We start from the raw sequence: 16,341 nt of genomic DNA on the forward strand, positions 1-16,341 counted from the left end.
CCTGATTACCTGGCTGCCCGATCAACTATACGGAAACTGAGCCTATGAGCGAGGCATTGGGGACAGGGGGCTTACCGCAGGACGAGTTGCTGGCAAACCTGCAGAGCATGCTGCCGCCCGGTGCGGTGCTCAAGACACGGGAGCAAATGCGTCCCTACGAGTGTGATGGGCTATCGGCCTATCGTCAGCTTCCACTCGCGGTTGTTGCGCCGACCAGCGTCGAACAGGTGCAGGCCGTGCTGCGCCTGTGCAACAAAATCGGTGTGCCGGTCGTCGCCCGGGGTGCCGGCACCGGCCTCTCCGGCGGCGCCCTGCCGGTTGAGGACGGGATTCTGTTGAACATGGCGCGTTTTAATCAGATCGTGCATATCGATCCCGTCCGGCGCAGCGCACGTGTGCAGCCGGGTGTGCGAAACCTGGCGGTGTCCGAGGCCGCGGCGCCTTACGGCCTCTATTACGCCCCCGATCCCTCCTCGCAAATCGCCTGCACTATCGGCGGCAATGTGGCGGAGAACTCCGGTGGCGTTCACTGCCTGAAGTACGGGCTGACGGTACACAACCTGCTCAAACTGGATGTGGTTACCGCCGACGGCGAACGGATGGTCATCGGCAGCGATGCCCTCGATAGCCCCGGCTACGACCTGTTGGCACTGATGACCGGTTCCGAGGGGATGTTGGGCATCGTAGTCGAGGCGACGGTCAAGCTGCTGCCGCGCCCCGAACAGGTCCGTGTGATACTGGCCGCCTTCGATGACATCGAACAGGCCGGCAGCGCCGTGGGGGAGATCATCGCCGGCGGCGGCATCGTGCCGGCCGGTTTGGAGATGATGGACCGTCTTGCGATTCAGGCGGCGGAGGACTTCGTGCAGGCGGGCTATCCGCGCGCCGAGGCGATCCTGCTGTGCGAAGTCGACGGGACCGAGGGCGAGGTGGGCGCAGCGGCGGAGCGTGTGCATCACATCCTCCGCAACTGCGGCGCCTGCGACATCCGCACCGCAAGCGATCCCGAGGAGCGCGCCCTGCTCTGGAAAGGTCGCAAGGCCGCATTTCCGGCCGTCGGGAGACTCGCCCCCGATTACTACTGTATGGACGGCACCATTCCCCGCAAGCACCTGCCGAACGTGCTCCGGAAGATCCAGGAGCTCTCAGATGAATACGGTCTGCCGGTGGCCAATGTCTTCCATGCCGGCGACGGCAACCTGCATCCGCTCATCCTCTACGATGCCAACCGCCCCGGTGAACTGGAGAGGGCGGAGGCCTTCGGCGGGGCAGTCCTGGAGTTGTGCGTGGCCCATGGGGGCACCATCACCGGCGAGCACGGGGTCGGCATGGAGAAGATAAACCAGATGTGCGTGCAGTTCCGTGAGGCCGAGCTCGAGCAGTTCCACGCGGTGAAACGCGCCTGGGATCCCAAGGGGATTCTCAACCCGGGCAAGGCCATACCGACGCTGCATCGCTGTGCCGAATTCGGGGCCATGCACGTGCATAACGGCGAACTCCCCTTCCCGGAACTGGAGCGATTCTGATGACGGATGTTGCCGAGAGCATCACAGCCAGGGTTCGGCTCGCGTATGAGACGGGTGAGCCGCTTGCCATCGAGGGCGGCGGCAGCAAGCGCTTTTTCGGGCGCAGGGCCGAAGGCAAACCGCTATCGGTATCTGCCCATCGGGGAGTCATCGGTTATGAGCCGCGCGAGCTGGTCATTACCGCCCGTGCAGGCACCCCGCTGAGTGAAATCGAAGAGATACTGGAGAGGGAGGGTCAGATGCTGCCCTTCGAGCCGCCCCACTTTGGCAATGCAACACTGGGAGGTAGCGTGGCCTGCGGCCTCTCCGGGCCCCGGCGCCCCTATACCGGTGCCGTGCGCGACTTCCTGCTCGGCACCGAGATCGTCAACGGCCGGGGGCAGCGGTTATGCTTCGGCGGCGAGGTCATCAAGAACGTCGCCGGGTACGACCTCTCCCGGACCATGGCCGGCGCACTCGGGACCCTGGGAGTACTGCTGTCGGTCAGCCTCAAGGTGCTCCCCCGACCCGAACAGGAGATTACGCTGGCACGGAGCTGCTCACCCGAAGAGGGATTGGAATGCATCCATCGGTGGAGCGCGTCGCCTCTGCCGATCTCGGCGGCCTGTCATACCGAGGGGCAATTGCGGGTTCGGCTCTCCGGCAGCCCTGAGGCGGTGCATGCCGCCCGAGATGCGATCGGCGGCGATGTGGGGGAGAGTACCTCGTTCTGGTCCGATCTGCGCGAGCAGCGGCTACCGTTTTTCGCTGGGGATGCTCCTCTGTGGCGCCTTTCGGTGCCCGCCGATGCACCGCTGCACCCTCTCACTGACGGCTGTCTTATCGACTGGGGCGGCGCCCAGCGCTGGGTCCGGAGCGATGCGCCGGCCGAAGAGATTCACGCCGCCGCGGTCGCAATGGGGGGGCATGCCCAGCGCTTTCGGGGCGGCGATCGGGAGGAGAGCTTTCAGCCTCCGGCCGCTGCCGTGATGCGGCTGCACGAGAAACTGAAGGCGGCCTTCGATCCCGTCGGGATCCTGAACCCCGGCCGCCTCTACGCCACCCTGTAATACCGGACGAGGAATCAGCCATGCAGACCGCCATCATCGCGCCGCTGCGTGATACGCCAGTCGGGCAGGAGGCCGAACGGATCCTGCGCAGTTGCGTCCATTGCGGCTTCTGCACGGCAACCTGCCCGACCTACCAGGTAACCGGCGACGAACTCGATGGTCCGCGTGGACGGATCTATCTCATCAAGGCCCTGCTGGAGGGGGAGCAGGTCACCAGTGAAACCCGGCGCCATCTGGATCGCTGCCTGGGCTGCCGCGCCTGCGAAACGACCTGTCCCTCAGGGGTTCGCTACAGCCGTCTGCTGGATATCGGCCGTTCGGAACTCGCTCGTCGGCTGCCACGCCCTGCCGACGAGCGGATAAAACGGGCCGCCCTGCGTGCCCTGATACCGCACCCGAGGCGGTTCAATGGCCTGCTTCGGATCGGACAGGCGATGCGACCGCTGCTTCCGCGCCCGTGGGCACGACGGATACCTCCCAAAACCCATTTTCACTGGCCAAAGAGCGGTTGGCATCCGCGCACCATGCTCCTGCTGGAGAGCTGCGGACAGTCCCGCGGCACGCCGCGAACCAACACTGCCGCCGCCCGTGTACTCGACCGCCTTGGGATCACCCTGACGCGAATCGAACGGGCCGGTTGCTGTGGTGCCCTCAGCCACCACCTGGACGCCCACTCGGAGGCCAGGGCGATGGCGCGCAACAATATCGACGCCTGGTGGCCCGCCATCGAGGACGGAGCCGAAGCCATACTGGTAACCGCCAGCGGTTGCGGAACGATGCTCAAGGAGTACGGCGAACTGCTGGCAGACGACCCCGACTACCGCGCCCGTGCGCACAGAATCGCCGCGCTGGCGAAGGACCTCGGTGAGGTGGTTGCCAAAGAGGGAATAGAAGCACTGAGCTCTGAGCACAAGAGACAGCGGATCGCCTTTCACTCTCCTTGCAGTCTCCAGCACGGACAGCAACTCCCGGGTGTCATTGAGCGACTACTAGTAGCCGCGGGTTATGAGCTCACCCCGGTTTCCGAGCCACACCTGTGCTGCGGGTCGGCAGGCCCCTACTCGCTGCTGGAGCCGACGATTGCCGGCACCCTTCGCCAGCGTAAGCTCAACGCGCTTAGCGGTAGCGATCCGGAAATCATCGCCACCGCCAATATCGGTTGCCAACTCCATCTGCAAAGCGGTACAGAGACACCGGTTTGCCACTGGATTGAACTTATCGATCAGGCGCTGACTTGATTCGCAGTCGCGGTTTGCGCCCCTAAACCTCCCGCCATGCCACCGTCAGCGGATTGCGTTTGCTGAACCTCGTGCGCTGCTTGCCTTGGCCCATTAACGGGAGTCTGAGCGCCACTCATGTTTTCCGCATGGACCACTAGTCCCTGTAATGCGGATCGACCCAGCAGCGCGGGAGATTTTCCCCCGAGGGGAAGATCAGGTCGGTCTTGTCGAAAGTGGCGGGGTCCTGAAGCTCTTCGCCGGAGTGATAACGGCCCGCGACACGGCTACGCAACGGGTCGATCATGGAGCTGATATCAAGGATTTCGACCAGGTCGCCATTGGCTTTGTTCTTGAGGTACATACTGTCTCCTTCGCTGGATTTTCCGCGCTACTCTGCCTTTCACCCCATCTCCGGCCCCGCGCAGGCCAGCCACCCCGGGAACACACATGCCGATTCACCTTATCGGTGTGTTCAGTGCATCGGTGGTTGGCTGATGCCGGGTGAAAGGCAGTAACTCCTGAGCCTTTCGGTACGTTACTCGCCCGGGTGATCGCACACGGCCCGGGAAATCCGTCATCCCCTGTCACCCCCGCGCAGGCGGGGGGGGTGACAGGGAATGACGGAGGGGGTGAGTAGGTACTGTAAATCTAGCGGATCCTTACTAAAACGCCGCCATTTCCAGCTCATCGGAGATGGCATCCACTCCGGCCTGCGCGCACTTCTCGTCCGTCTCGCCCGAAGGAGCACCGCTGACGCCGACACCGCCGATAATCGTGCCCCCGGCGGTGATGGGAAGACCGCCGGCACTCATCACCAACCCGTCCACCTTGCCGACGGAAAAGGGCGAAGTGAATCGCCCCTCCATGTCCGAGGTCGCCATGTTGAACGACAGCGCCGTATAGGCCTTCTGGCGGCTGATATTCAGGGTCAGGTCCCCCGCCAGCACATCACGTAATACGACTTGCGGATGCCCGCCGCGATCCATCACGGTAACCGCCACCTGCACGCCTTCCTTTCGGCACTGGTCGATGGTGGCCTGGGCAATGGTCAGGGCACTTTCCATCGAAAGGCGCTTGATGTCGACCATCAGGGGCTGCTCCTCGGCCTGCAGCGTCGACGACAGGCCGGCCAGGGCAAAGCAGGCGACAAGGGGTTTCAGCAACTTATGGGATTTGCGCATTGTTATTTTCTCTCCTCTATCCAACCTAACTGACTGTATAGCACATCAGCGGTGCAAAGGGGCGGCAAAGCCGGCCCCCGTGTCGTTATGGTGGTCACAGGCGGAAATCAACGCAAGAAGAGAAACCGAGGCATTCACCTGTAGGAGCGACGGAAGTCGCGAAGTACCAGGAAAGATTCCATCGCGGCTTCCGCCGCTCCTACAGCAGTACCCGTTCGATACCACCGGCGCGTGCCTGTTCGACGAAACGCTCCTGCCACCCGTCGCCCAGCAGCCGGTTGGCCATCTCCACTACGATGTAGTCGCTGTCCAGGCCGGTAACGTCGGTGTAGCGCAACAGGCCCTGCTGGCAGGAGGGGCAGGAGGTGAGGATCTTCACGTCACCCTCGCTATTCTCACGGCCGGTGAGGGCGCGGATATCCTGGTGGAGTTCCTCCTCCTTGCGGAAGCGGACCTGGGTGGCGATGTCGGGCCGCGAGACGGCAAAGGTGCCCGATTCGCCGCAGCAGCGATCCGAAAGCGCCACCTCCTGTCCCATCAGGCTGGCGGCCACCTTCACCGGGTTGTACTGCTTCATCGGCGTGTGGCACGGGTCGTGGTAGAGGAACTGCTTGCCCTCGACACCCTCCAGCTTGACGCCCTTTTCCATCAGGTATTCATGGATATCCAGCAGACGGCAACCGGGGAAGATCGCCTCGAAGCGGTACTTCATCAGTTGGTCCATGCAGGTCCCGCAGGAGACCAGGACCGTCTTGATATCCATGTAATTGAGGGTATTCGCCACACGGTGGAACAGCACCTGATTGTCCACCGAGATACGGTGGCCGCGGTCACTCTCACCCGAGGCGCTCTGCGGATAGCCGCAGCACAGGTAGCCGGGGGGCAATACGGTCTGCGCGCCGGTGTCGTAGAGCATGGCCAGGGTCGCCAGCCCCACCTGTGAAAACAGCCGCTCGGAGCCGCAGCCCGGGAAATAGAAGACGGCATCGGAGTCGTCGGTCACCCTGGCGGGGTCGCGCAGAATGGGCACCACTTTGTCGTCTTCCACGCCGAGCAGGGCCCGGGTGGTACGGGTCGGCATCTCATCCGGCAGGGGTCGCTTGACGAAGTTGATCACCTGCTCGGTCACAGCCATTTTGCCGGTGGTCGCCCGCGGGGGCTGTCCGTCCCGGATCAGCCTCAGGGATCGGGCGGTGCGGTAGCCGAGGCGCTGGGCGGCATAGCCCCATTGGACAATGCCCTTGCGCATGGCGCGCACGGTGGCCGGGTCGGTGACATTGAGGAAGGCCATCGAGAGCCAGGTCCCGGCATTGCGGCGCTTCTTACCCCGAGTGCGAAGGATGTTTCGCATGCGCACCGAGACATCGCCGAAGTCGATGTTCACCGGACAGGGCTTTTCGCAACGGTGGCAGATGGTGCAGTGATCCGCCACGTCGTTCATCTCATCGAAATGGCGCAGGGAGATACCACGCCGGGTCTGCTCCTCGTAGAGAAACGCCTCGATGATGAGGCCGGTGGCGAGGATCTTGTTGCGCGGCGAATAGAGCAGATTGGCGCGCGGCACGTGGGTGGTGCAGACCGGCTTGCACTTTCCGCAGCGCAGGCAATCCTTGACCATGTCATTGAGCTCGCCGAGCTCGCTGGCCTCCAGGATGAGGGCCTCCTGCTGTACCAGCCGCAGGGACGGGGTCCAGGCGTTGGCCAGCCCCGAGCCCGGCAGCAGCTTGCCGCGGTTGAAGCGGTTCTCCGGGTCGATACGCCGCTTGTAGTCGGCAAAGGCCTCGACCACCTCCGGAGCCAGATACTGGAACTTGGTCAGGCCGATACCGTGCTCGCCGGAGATCACCCCGCCCAGGGACTGGGCCAGCGCCATGATCCGGTCCACCACCCGCTCGGCCTCGTGCAGCATGGCATAGTCGTTGGAATGGACCGGGATGTTGGTGTGCACATTGCCGTCACCGGCATGCATGTGCGTGGCGACAAACAGACGGCTGGCGCGGATGCGGGCATGGATGGCATCCAGCTTCTCGCGGACGCCCTCCAACTCCCGGCCGGAATAGATCTCCTTGAGTGGCTTCTCCACCTCGCGGCGATAGGAGATGCGCAGTTCACGACGCTGGAGCAGCGAAAACACGCTGTCACCCTGACGACGGTTAGTGAACGCCTCCTCACCGACCAGATCCCGCTGTTCCGCGACCACGGCATCGAGATGCTCGAGCAGTGCCCGCCAGCGCTCCCGGACCGCCTGCAGATGCAGGCTGGCGGCCTCGGTCTTGTTCGCCAGGATGGCGGCACTCTCGTCACTGTCTTCATAGTCGGGATCGCGGCGCCGTTCCGCCAGCGGCCCCTGCAGATAGTCGAGCACCTCATCGATCATCCGGAGCTTGTTGGTGGTCGACTGCTCGATATTGATGCGCTCGATGCCTTCGCTGTATTCGGCCAGTTTATCCAGCGGGATCACCACGTCCTCGTTGATCTTGAAGGCATTGGTGTGAACGGCGATGGCGGCGGTACGGGCGCGGTCCTGCCAGAAGCGGTGGCGCGCCTCCGGGCTGGTGGCAATGAAGCCTTCGGCGTGGCGGGCATTGGCCATGCGGACTACTGCGGAGGCGGCCTCCGCTACCCGGTCCTCCTCCTCACCGACGATATCGGCGATCAGCACCATCTTGGGCAGATCGGGACGAGGCGCCTTGGTGCTGTAGTTCACCGCCTTCACATAGCGCTCATCGAGGTGCTCCAGTCCGGCCAGCAGGACGCCCTCCCTGTCGTCCAGATACTCCTTGGTCTCGAGGATGGCGGGAACCGCTTCGCGCAGGTCCGAGCCGAAGAACTCCATGCAGACGGTCCGGGTATGAGCCGGCATGCGATAGACCACGAAACAGGCCGAGGTGATGAGTCCGTCGCAGCCCTCCTTCTGGACACCGGGCAGGCCGCCGAGAAACTTGTTGGTGACATCTTTGCCGAGCCCGCTCTTGCGAAGCTCCGGCCCCGGGATTTTCAGGGTCTCCGGCTCACCAACTGTGGTTTTACCATCCGCTTCGTAGCGGGTAATCCGGAACTCGGCGAAGTCCACCTCGTGGATCTTGCCCAGGTTGTGACCGATTCGCTCCACCTCCAGCCAGTTGGCATCAGGTGTCACCATGCGCCAGGAGGCGAGGTTATCCAGGGTGGTGCCCCACATGACCGCCTTCTTGCCGCCGGCGTTCATGGCGATATTGCCGCCGATACAGGAGGCATCCTGGGAGGTGGGGTCCACGGCGAACACATGCTCCGCTGCCTCGGCCCTTTCCGATACGCGCCGGGTGACCGCACCGGCACCGACGTGCAGCGTGGGTACCGACCCGGTCACCCCCGGCAGTTCGGTCATGGCGAACTCACCCACCCAGTCCAGTTTTTCGGTGTTGATCACCGCGCACTCGGCGTGCAGCGGTACCGCACCGCCGGTATAGCCGGTGCCGCCGCCGCGGGGAACGATGGTCAATCCCAGCTCCACACAGGTGCGAACCACCCGGGCCATTTCCGCCTCGCTGTCGGGGGTGACGACCACGAAGGGAAACTCGACCCGCCAGTCAGTGGCATCGGTGGCGTGAGAGACCCGGGCGAGTCCGCCGAAATCGATATTGTCCTTGCGGGTAACCCGGGCCAGGCGCCTCTGCGCCCGCTGGCGAAGGTCCTTCTGCCGCGGAAGCCAGGCCTCGAAATCGCGCACCGCCGCGCGGGCCGCCTCCGCCAGCTGCAGCGCCTGCTCGTTTCCCTGCGCCCGCTCGATGATCTGGTCCAGGCGGTGATGCAGCGCATGCGCCAGAGACCCCCAACGTCTGGGGTTTTCGATCAGATCGTCCTGGATGAAGGGATTGCGGGTGATCACCCACATGTCCCCCAATACCTCGAACAGCATGCGTGCCGAGCGACCCGTTACCCGTTCGGCACGCAGACGGTTCAGCACCTCCCACATGGACTCGCCGAGAAAACGGATTACGATCTCGCGGTCGGAAAACGAGGTGTAGTTATAGGGGATTTCGCGGATGCGCGCGGTGCCGAAGTCAGTCATCGAAACCTGTGCGTAGGTGGAGGGGAAAGAGCGGGGATTTTAACACACACGGGCCATCAGTGATGAAAGGTAACTCTATGGACAGCGTCCTTTTCCGGGGAGTTGCATGGTCCGCTTGCCGCGATTCACCCCTTTCGAACCACGGAGAACACGGGCGCACGGGGAAAAGAACCCGAACAACCTGTTTACCCCGTGGTCTCCGTGTACCCCGTGGTTACCCGTTCTTCAGTGATTCTGGCCTGCGCAGCAGGGGGGTACGGCTGGCGATGAACGAGCGCACGACCGGTCTCTTTTCCGGGACCGGCCGAACGCGACGATAAACCGGACCGAGCGCTAATCCTCCAGCGTCGGTACTGAAACCTCCTCTCCCTGGTGGAGGTCCAGGCCTTCCGTGTGGGCGGGCAAGTCACCCTCATCCTCCACTTCGAAGGCGCTGAATTCGGTCAAGTCCACTCTCCGGTTGTCATCCCTGTCCATGACTTCAAACTCGCGCTCCATCTGGTTCCGCCGCGCCTCGAACCGGCTGATGTAACCGCTCCGGTCCTGATCGAGCCGCTGGAAGTCACGGACCTGCTCTTCAGTAAGCCTGGGGTCCGGTAGTACCGGTACATTCTGCGCTTCGCCATCGATGACCAGCCGCCGCCGTTCGGCTTCAGCCCTCATCATCTCCTCGATTTCGCCTTCACCGAGGACCGGGACGTTGCCTTCCACCACGTCCGTGGCAATCTTGCCGCGCAGGGCGTCACCCTTATCGTATGGCTCGCCCTGGACACCCGGGGCCACGACCGGATAGACCAGGAATGCCCCGAGGAGTGCCCCGATAGCAATCGTCCGTACTCTGTTCATGGCGTTCCTCCGTTCCCTGTGGGACGTTTTCAATCAACGTTTGCGCTAGGTATAAGACGAATCGGGGAAACCCGCTATCCGCAAAATCCCCCACAGGCCCCCTTCTCATTTCCTGCATCTTTTTCCTTCCGCAGCCGACGTGAGGATGCAGGGATTGCCGAGCCATCCCTGCCATGCAATCCGTAGGGCGCATTCTCGATACGCCCCCGACGTGCCATAAAGTCGCGCATGTACGGGATCCCCATACCATTGAGAGGCCCGGTAATAACTACGCCGCGCAGGAACGGACAGGCGCATAGCCGGTCCCCGGATACCTTCCGGGACCGGCCACACGCCACCGCAGAGGCTTCAACCCGGCCGCTATCTATCCAGCGTCGGTATTGAAACCTCCTCTCCCTGGTGCAGATCCAGACCTTCCGTATGGGCGGGCAATGCCCCCTCTTCCTCGATCTCGAAGGCACTGAACTCGCTTTGCACCGGTACGCTTTCCTCCTCGCCACCGGCGACAAACCGGCGTTCCGGTTCGGCTTCATCCCTGGTAATCTCCAGTTCACGCTCACCTTCGCCGAGCACCGGGATGTTGCCTTCCACCACATCCGTGGCAATCTCGCCGCGCAGTTCATCACCCGAGTCGTAGGGCTCACCTTCGACACCCGGGGCTGCCAGGGGATAGATCAGGAATGTCCCAAGGAGTGCCCCTCCCATCATTGTGCGTAATGTAGTCATGACCATTTCCTCCGTTTACTGGTAAGTCGCTTTACCCGACTGTTATAGTCAAGTTTATAACCCACCGGAGGCGTTGGCTATCCGCAAAAGTTCTTATATAGACTCTTTTCCAGCCCAAATATATAAAGCCCGTCCACCCGGGCCGGTCCGCGAATGGCGTCGATATGGCGCAGGGATAGCTGCCTTCCCGGATGCCACAGAAGCTGGCCGAGCGAGTCTCCAGAGAAGCCCGTGCATTTACGGAATCCGCCATACCGCTGTGAGGCCCGGCAAAAATTCGCCGCGACTCCGATCGTTGGCAAAAGGGGGCCGTAGGGCGCATTCTCGATACGCCGCCGACACGCCATAAAGCCGCGCATCAACCGACTCCGCCATACCGTCGTGAGCGCCGCGACTCCGGTCGTTTCAACAAAACGTTCATTTGGAGAATCTAGCCGTTTCGGGGGCGATTCGTGGTCTGGCGATCTCCGTTCGCTTGTGGAGCGAGCGCCGTAGGGCGCATTCTCGACACACCTCCGAAGTCCCCCATAGAGTCGCACAGCTACCGGCTCCCCGACCGTTATGAGGCCGGAAATAAATGCGCCGCGACGCCGAGCGTTTGGAAAAACGGTGCATTTGGGAGAATCTGGCAGTTTCGGGGGGATTCGTGATGTGGGCGTCCCCGGCCGCCGGTGGTGCGGACAGGTAGGGCGCATTCTCGATACGCCCCCGACGCACCCATAAAGCCGCACATTAACCGATCCGCCTTACCATTATGAGGCCCGGAACCAAATGCGCCGCGATCCCGAGCGTTTGGAAAAACGGTGCATTTGGAGGATTCAGATGCTCCGGTGGCAGTTCGCGGCCGGGCGATCTCCGTTTGCTTGTGGAGCGAGCGGTTGGAAGAATGCACCCTACGCAGGCGTAAAAAAAAACGGGGCCCTGGGGCCCCGTTCTTTTTACGCTACTGCTACTGCTTCGACTTAGAAGCCTACGCGCATACCGGCAGCCAGAACATTCACGTCAGCTCCAGCGTCGTCATCGTTCATGCGGTAACCCACATGAGCGCTGACCGCCTTGTTGAAGGCGTGCTTCACGCCGAGGGCCACGTAGTCCGCATCGTTCGGGGTAGCGCTGTCGTCAGTGAAGCTACCTGCGGAGAGCGAGAAGGTGTTGGCACCCATAGCCATGGACCCGGTCAGGTACATGTGATCGCCGTCGCTAAGTCCCTCATCCAGGGTCTCGTACTGACCGGCAACGGTGAACACGCCGGTGGAGTACTTGACGCCACCCTTGACGGCGGTTTCGTTATCACCGCCCTCGTCCTGGTAGGCCACGGCCACTTCGACCGGACCGACCGGGACGTTCAGGGAGGCGGAGATGGTGTGATCGCCCTGGGTGTCGCCAGTGCCATCGTCGGTCTCGTCGACAGCGACGGCGGCGGAGAACTTGGCGGCCCCGAAGGTGTTGCCGTAGGCGATGGTGTTGCTGAGGTAGCCGTTATGCAGGCCACTCATGCCGGTGCTGCCGCGAGCCTGCAGCGAGGTGGCCAGGAACGGATCCCAACCGACCGTGGAGGCCTTGTACGGGGAGTTCATGGAGCCGACCAGCACGGTGCCGAAGCCGCCGGCGAGGCCGACATAGCCGTCACGCATGTCGATACCGACCCGGTCGGCCGGCTTGAGATTGAAGCCCGCCTTGACGATACCCTTCAGGCCGTTGCCCAGGTCCTGGGAGCCGGCGAAGTTGATAGCGCTTGCGTTGCCGGAGTTGGCGGTGGAACCTTCCATACCGTCGACGACCTGGATGCCCTCGAGGGTAGCGCCGTCGCCGTCAACGTTCACGACCTCAGCCTGGAGCTTGCCGGAGATGGTCAGTTCTGCGTGGGCTGCCAGCGGGGCAGCCATAGCGCCGGCGATAGCCAGAGCAATCAGCTTTTTATTCATTGATAGGATCTCCCAAGTGGTTGTTGGTTGTGCGATTAATTAATCGGGCTTACTCCGAAGCCAACGTAACGATAGACCACAGCAGAACCTGAATGCAACACCTTTTTGCGAAAAAAACATCATGCGTTGTCTTTTTGCCACAACGGGAAAAACAAAGGGCCGTCATACAGTTGGCGCAACTATCTGGAAAAGGAGTGGCGAGTGGCGACGAGCTAGTGGCTAGTGGCTAGTGGCGAGGGACGAGGGGCGAGAGACGAGAGACGAGAGACGAAAGACGGGAAACGGGAAACGGGAAACGGGAAACGGGAAACGGGAAACGGGAAACGGGAAACGGGAAACGGGAGACGGGAGACGGGAGACGGGAGACGGGAGACGGGAGACGGGAGACGGGAGACGGGGGACGGGAGATGAAGGGTAGTTGATAGGAGATCGTGGCGAGTCCAACCCGCCGCTTCGCGGCCGCGAACCAAACGACGAACTTCCCCCCTGCCATTGCGAGGAGCCCCAGCGACGAAGCAATCCCGAAGTGCGACACACCAGATTGCCGCGTCGCCGGGGCTCCTCCTGATGAACGTGCCCCCGCTGTCATTACGAGGAGCCTGAGCGACGAAGTAATCTCCTGCTCCAAACCCCAGATTGCCGCGTCGCCTGGGGCTCCTCGCAATGGCAGGGGGAAAGTTCATCATTGATTCGGGGCTGCGGAGCGGCGGGTAGTGCTCGCAATCACAGCGACGGGAAAGTTCATCCCCTTGAATTTCGAACCACGGGGAACAGGGGCGCACGGGGGAAAAAACCCAACAACTGCTTTACCCCGTGGCCCCCGTGCACCCCGTGGTTATCAGTTCTGCATTGATTCGGACGCGCAATAAAAAACCCGCCACTTGGGCGGGTTTTGTATTGGCTGGGGGACAAGGATTCGAACCTTGATTGACGGAGTCAGAGTCCGCTGTCCTGCCGTTAGACGATCCCCCAAGAACAGTTGCTAGTTCCTAGTGGCTAGTTGCGAGGCGACGTAGCATCTCGAAAGTGCTGCATTAAACCATGAAGCATTTTCGATAGTTCCTCAGCTTCGCTCGCTAGTTCACGGCCTGTGGATTGCTCCAGAAAACCGGCTTCCATTCCAATCCATAACTGGGTCCAGAGTTCGCCGCACGACCCCTTTGGCAATTTTCAGAAACTGTAGCCGCTCTTTAGCGCTTTCACGTTCGTAGCCTTCAGCGATATTCGAAGGAATCGAAAGGGCCGAACTGGAGATCTGATTTCGAAATCCCCACTCGGGGCATGCGCGCAACGCTTTGTAAACGTCCACCGAGAGCCTGCACCCTCGTTTCCAGACTTCCAATCGTTTCAGCGCGTCCATGCCCTGTTTTTCCTAGCTACTCGCGACTAGCAACTCGCTACTAGTTAGCGCTTGGAGTACTGCGGGCGCTTGCGGGCTTTGTGCAGGCCGATTTTCTTGCGTTCGACTTCGCGGGCGTCGCGGGTCAGGAAGCCGCGTTTGCGTAGCGAGCCGCGCAGGGATTCGTCGTATTTCACCAGCGCACGGGAGATGGCGTGGCGAATGGCACCGGCCTGGCCGCTGCCGCCGCCGCCGCGAACGGTGACGTTGACGTCGAATTTCTCGAGCAGTTCGACCTCTTCGAGCGGCTGACGCACAATCATGCGAGCGGTTTCGCGACCGAAGTACTCATCGAGTCCCCGGCGATTGACGGTGATGTTGCCGCTGCCCGGCACCAGGAAGGCGCGAGCGTTCGAGGTCTTGCGACGCCCGGTGCTGATTTGATTCTGTTTTTCTGCCATAGCTCTGACTTCTTCCCGTACTCTTTAGAGTTCCAGCGTCTTCGGCTGCTGGGCGGTGTGCTTGTGCTCGGGTCCGGCGTAAACCTTCAGCTTGCTGAACATAGCACGGCCAAGCGGATTCTTCGGCAACATACCCTTGACGGCGCGCTGAATGATTCGCTCGGGAGCCTTCACGACCAGCTTTTCAAAGTTGATCGACTTGAGGCCACCCGGATATCCGGTGTGATGATGATACATCTTGTTGGCGGTCTTGTTGCCGGTCACGCGCACCTTTTCAGCGTTGACAACCACAATGTAGTCGCCCGTATCCACGTGTGGCGTATATACCGGCTTATGCTTGCCCCGCAGGCGCTTCGCGATTTCGGTCGCAAGTCGACCCAGCGTTTTGCCGTCGGCATCGACCACATACCAGTCGCGTTCCACGGTCTGCGGCTTTGCACTAAACGTCTTCATCCCAAATGCTCCAGCAAAAATCGAGACGGTCCCGAAAAAAGAAGCGGAATCCTACATGAAGAAGGGCCGCGCTTCAAGCGCGGCCCTGAAATAAAAAAGGCGCGGCTCAAGGGGGAGTATGCCGCGCCGAAGATTCCACCAAAGGAGGATGGAGGAGTCTTGCGATTGGCCGTGAGCCAATCAGTTGGCGCTAATATAGCGATATACTCATGTTGAGTCAACATCGTAATTCACCTTTTTGTGGCCCCGGCCCGGGCGCCAAACTCCTCTTTTGGCGCCACTTCACCGGACCAGCGATTCATGACCGCGTCCCGCAGGCGATTGAGACGGCCGTGAAAGAAATGGTCGGCGTCGGCCATCCAGCGATACTCCGGGCGTGCCGGCTGATCGTGCACCCATTTGGAAACCTGCCGGGGTTCGGTGATGTCGTCGCGCCCGCCCTGCACCACCATCCAGGGGACCTCCACCGTCGGCACATCCGAGAAGTCGAACATGTTCACCGGGGGTGCTACCAGCAGGAGACGTTCGGCTCCGGCCTCGCGATGGCCGCGAACGGCCACATAGGCCCCGAACGAGAACCCTGCCAGCCATAACGGGGCCCGGGGATAACGCTCCCGGAAATAGCGGACCACCGCGAGCATGTCCCCGGTCTCGCCGCGTCCGTGGTCGAATCGGCCCTCACTCTTGCCCACACCGCGAAAATTGAAGGTGACGCTGAGCAGGCCCATGTCATTGAAGGTCTCCGACAGGATGTGCACCACCTTGTTTTTCATGCTGCCGCCATAGAGCGGATGGGGGTGGCAGATCACCGCGATAGGTCGGGTATCCTCGTAGCAGTCGGGGCAAGAGGTCAGTACCTCAAGGGGGCCGGCCGGGCCGTCAATAAGCAGCTCTTCGCCGGAACAGACATCCTCTTCCAGGCCGTCATAGAGATGGCGCTCCTGGAGTTCCGAAAAGTAAAAGTCGTCCGCCATAATATCTGCGCCGATGATTCGGCGTCGCTCCTGATGTTTTGATTGTCGTTCATTCGGGGTGGATGTGTTGTGAACAGGCCGAGAAAAGACGGGTCTTTCCTAGATCCTCAGCCGTTCGACCGGCTGGCCGCCGACCAGGTGCTGATCGATAATTGCGTCGATATCCTCCCGATCCACATAGGTGTACCAGACCTCTTCGGGATAGACGACGATCACCGGCCCCTGGCTGCAACGGTCCAGGCAACCGGCCGTATTGATGCGAATTCCGCCCTTCCCGGACAGCCCCAGCGCCTTCACTCGCTGTTTTGCGTAGTCGCGCAGCTTCTGCGCCCCGAATTCGGCACAGCAGCCGCCCTCTTCGCGGCGGTTGGTACAGAAGAAAACGTGGTGTTTGTAATAGCCCGAAGATTTCATAAACTCACCGATCTCGCTTGTCTCTTGATTCCACAAGAAATATGTTCTCAGTCGGCCGTAGTCTCGGCTCGGGCATCCTGCTTCGCCCTAACAGGCCCGTCCATAGACCTGGCCGATACGCCACTCTTTCGAAAATTTCCTCGTGAAACCAATATCCTGCGCGTTATCGGCACGAA

At 61.7% G+C, this 16,341-nt stretch carries 15 protein-coding genes and 1 tRNA gene; 3 read left to right on the plus strand and 13 right to left on the minus strand.

Features of this window, described 5'->3' with window-relative positions:
• Positions 1 to 44: 44 nt before the first annotated feature.
• Genes BLP65_RS10430 through glcF form a run of 3 tightly spaced genes read left to right on the plus strand, consistent with a single transcriptional unit; the run spans position 45 to position 3,813 of the window.
• On the plus strand, positions 45 to 1,526 hold the full coding sequence (locus BLP65_RS10430) for an FAD-linked oxidase C-terminal domain-containing protein (RefSeq protein ID WP_092996533.1): 1,482 nt from the start codon (positions 45 to 47) through the stop codon (positions 1,524 to 1,526).
• A complete protein-coding gene (gene glcE / locus BLP65_RS10435) occupies positions 1,526 to 2,575 on the plus strand; it encodes a glycolate oxidase subunit GlcE (protein ID WP_092996536.1) in 1,050 nt (349 codons plus the stop codon). The genes BLP65_RS10430 and glcE overlap by 1 nt, the downstream gene beginning before the upstream one ends.
• Positions 2,576 to 2,595: 20 nt before the next feature.
• A complete protein-coding gene (gene glcF, locus BLP65_RS10440) occupies positions 2,596 to 3,813 on the plus strand; it encodes a glycolate oxidase subunit GlcF (RefSeq protein WP_092996539.1) in 1,218 nt (405 codons plus the stop codon).
• A 136-nt stretch (positions 3,814 to 3,949) separates the two neighbouring features.
• On the opposite strand, the gene BLP65_RS10445 is transcribed toward glcF, so the two are convergent.
• The 13 genes from BLP65_RS10445 to BLP65_RS10505 form a co-directional block, all read right to left on the minus strand.
• Positions 3,950 to 4,156 carry an acetyltransferase gene (locus BLP65_RS10445; RefSeq protein ID WP_092996542.1) on the minus strand — a complete coding sequence of 69 codons (207 nt, stop codon included), beginning with the start codon at positions 4,154 to 4,156 and terminating at the stop codon, positions 3,950 to 3,952.
• A gap of 301 nt (positions 4,157 to 4,457) precedes the next feature.
• Complete coding sequence (locus BLP65_RS10450; protein ID WP_092996545.1) at positions 4,458 to 4,976, minus strand: GlcG/HbpS family heme-binding protein; 519 nt, start codon at positions 4,974 to 4,976, stop codon at positions 4,458 to 4,460.
• 199 nt (positions 4,977 to 5,175) lie between these two features.
• Positions 5,176 to 9,027 carry a DUF3683 domain-containing protein gene (locus tag BLP65_RS10455; RefSeq protein ID WP_092996548.1) on the minus strand — a complete coding sequence of 1,284 codons (3,852 nt, stop codon included), beginning with the start codon at positions 9,025 to 9,027 and terminating at the stop codon, positions 5,176 to 5,178.
• Positions 9,028 to 9,360: 333 nt separating this feature from the next.
• Positions 9,361 to 9,873 (minus strand): penta-EF hand family protein, encoded by a 513-nt coding sequence (locus BLP65_RS10460; RefSeq protein ID WP_092996551.1) that lies wholly within the window; start codon positions 9,871 to 9,873, stop codon positions 9,361 to 9,363.
• 360 nt (positions 9,874 to 10,233) lie between these two features.
• A complete protein-coding gene (locus tag BLP65_RS10465; protein WP_139181480.1) occupies positions 10,234 to 10,599 on the minus strand; it encodes a hypothetical protein in 366 nt (121 codons plus the stop codon).
• 962 nt (positions 10,600 to 11,561) lie between these two features.
• Complete coding sequence (locus BLP65_RS10470; protein ID WP_092996557.1) at positions 11,562 to 12,524, minus strand: porin; 963 nt, start codon at positions 12,522 to 12,524, stop codon at positions 11,562 to 11,564.
• Positions 12,525 to 13,422: 898 nt separating this feature from the next.
• Positions 13,423 to 13,496 (minus strand) — tRNA-Gln (locus tag BLP65_RS10480).
• Positions 13,497 to 13,520: 24 nt separating this feature from the next.
• The gene (locus tag BLP65_RS17205) at positions 13,521 to 13,643 is read right to left on the minus strand and encodes a four helix bundle protein (RefSeq protein WP_245688300.1); all 123 of its coding nucleotides are present in this window, start codon (positions 13,641 to 13,643) and stop codon (positions 13,521 to 13,523) included.
• A complete protein-coding gene (locus tag BLP65_RS10485) occupies positions 13,606 to 13,884 on the minus strand; it encodes a four helix bundle protein (protein ID WP_245688301.1) in 279 nt (92 codons plus the stop codon). Before BLP65_RS10485 ends, BLP65_RS17205 begins: the two co-directional genes overlap by 38 nt.
• Positions 13,885 to 13,928: 44 nt before the next feature.
• Positions 13,929 to 14,324 carry a 30S ribosomal protein S9 gene (gene rpsI, locus BLP65_RS10490; RefSeq protein WP_092996563.1) on the minus strand — a complete coding sequence of 132 codons (396 nt, stop codon included), beginning with the start codon at positions 14,322 to 14,324 and terminating at the stop codon, positions 13,929 to 13,931.
• Positions 14,325 to 14,348: 24 nt separating this feature from the next.
• Complete coding sequence (rplM, locus tag BLP65_RS10495) at positions 14,349 to 14,777, minus strand: 50S ribosomal protein L13 (RefSeq protein ID WP_092996566.1); 429 nt, start codon at positions 14,775 to 14,777, stop codon at positions 14,349 to 14,351.
• A gap of 230 nt (positions 14,778 to 15,007) precedes the next feature.
• Positions 15,008 to 15,751 carry an alpha/beta hydrolase gene (locus BLP65_RS10500; protein ID WP_139181481.1) on the minus strand — a complete coding sequence of 248 codons (744 nt, stop codon included), beginning with the start codon at positions 15,749 to 15,751 and terminating at the stop codon, positions 15,008 to 15,010.
• 99 nt (positions 15,752 to 15,850) lie between these two features.
• Complete coding sequence (locus tag BLP65_RS10505; RefSeq protein ID WP_092996569.1) at positions 15,851 to 16,165, minus strand: (2Fe-2S) ferredoxin domain-containing protein; 315 nt, start codon at positions 16,163 to 16,165, stop codon at positions 15,851 to 15,853.
• Positions 16,166 to 16,341: the final 176 nt, after the last annotated feature.

It is taken from the genome of Thiohalomonas denitrificans, from assembly GCF_900102855.1.
In the GTDB taxonomy this organism is placed as follows: Bacteria; Pseudomonadota; Gammaproteobacteria; order Thiohalomonadales; family Thiohalomonadaceae; genus Thiohalomonas; species Thiohalomonas denitrificans.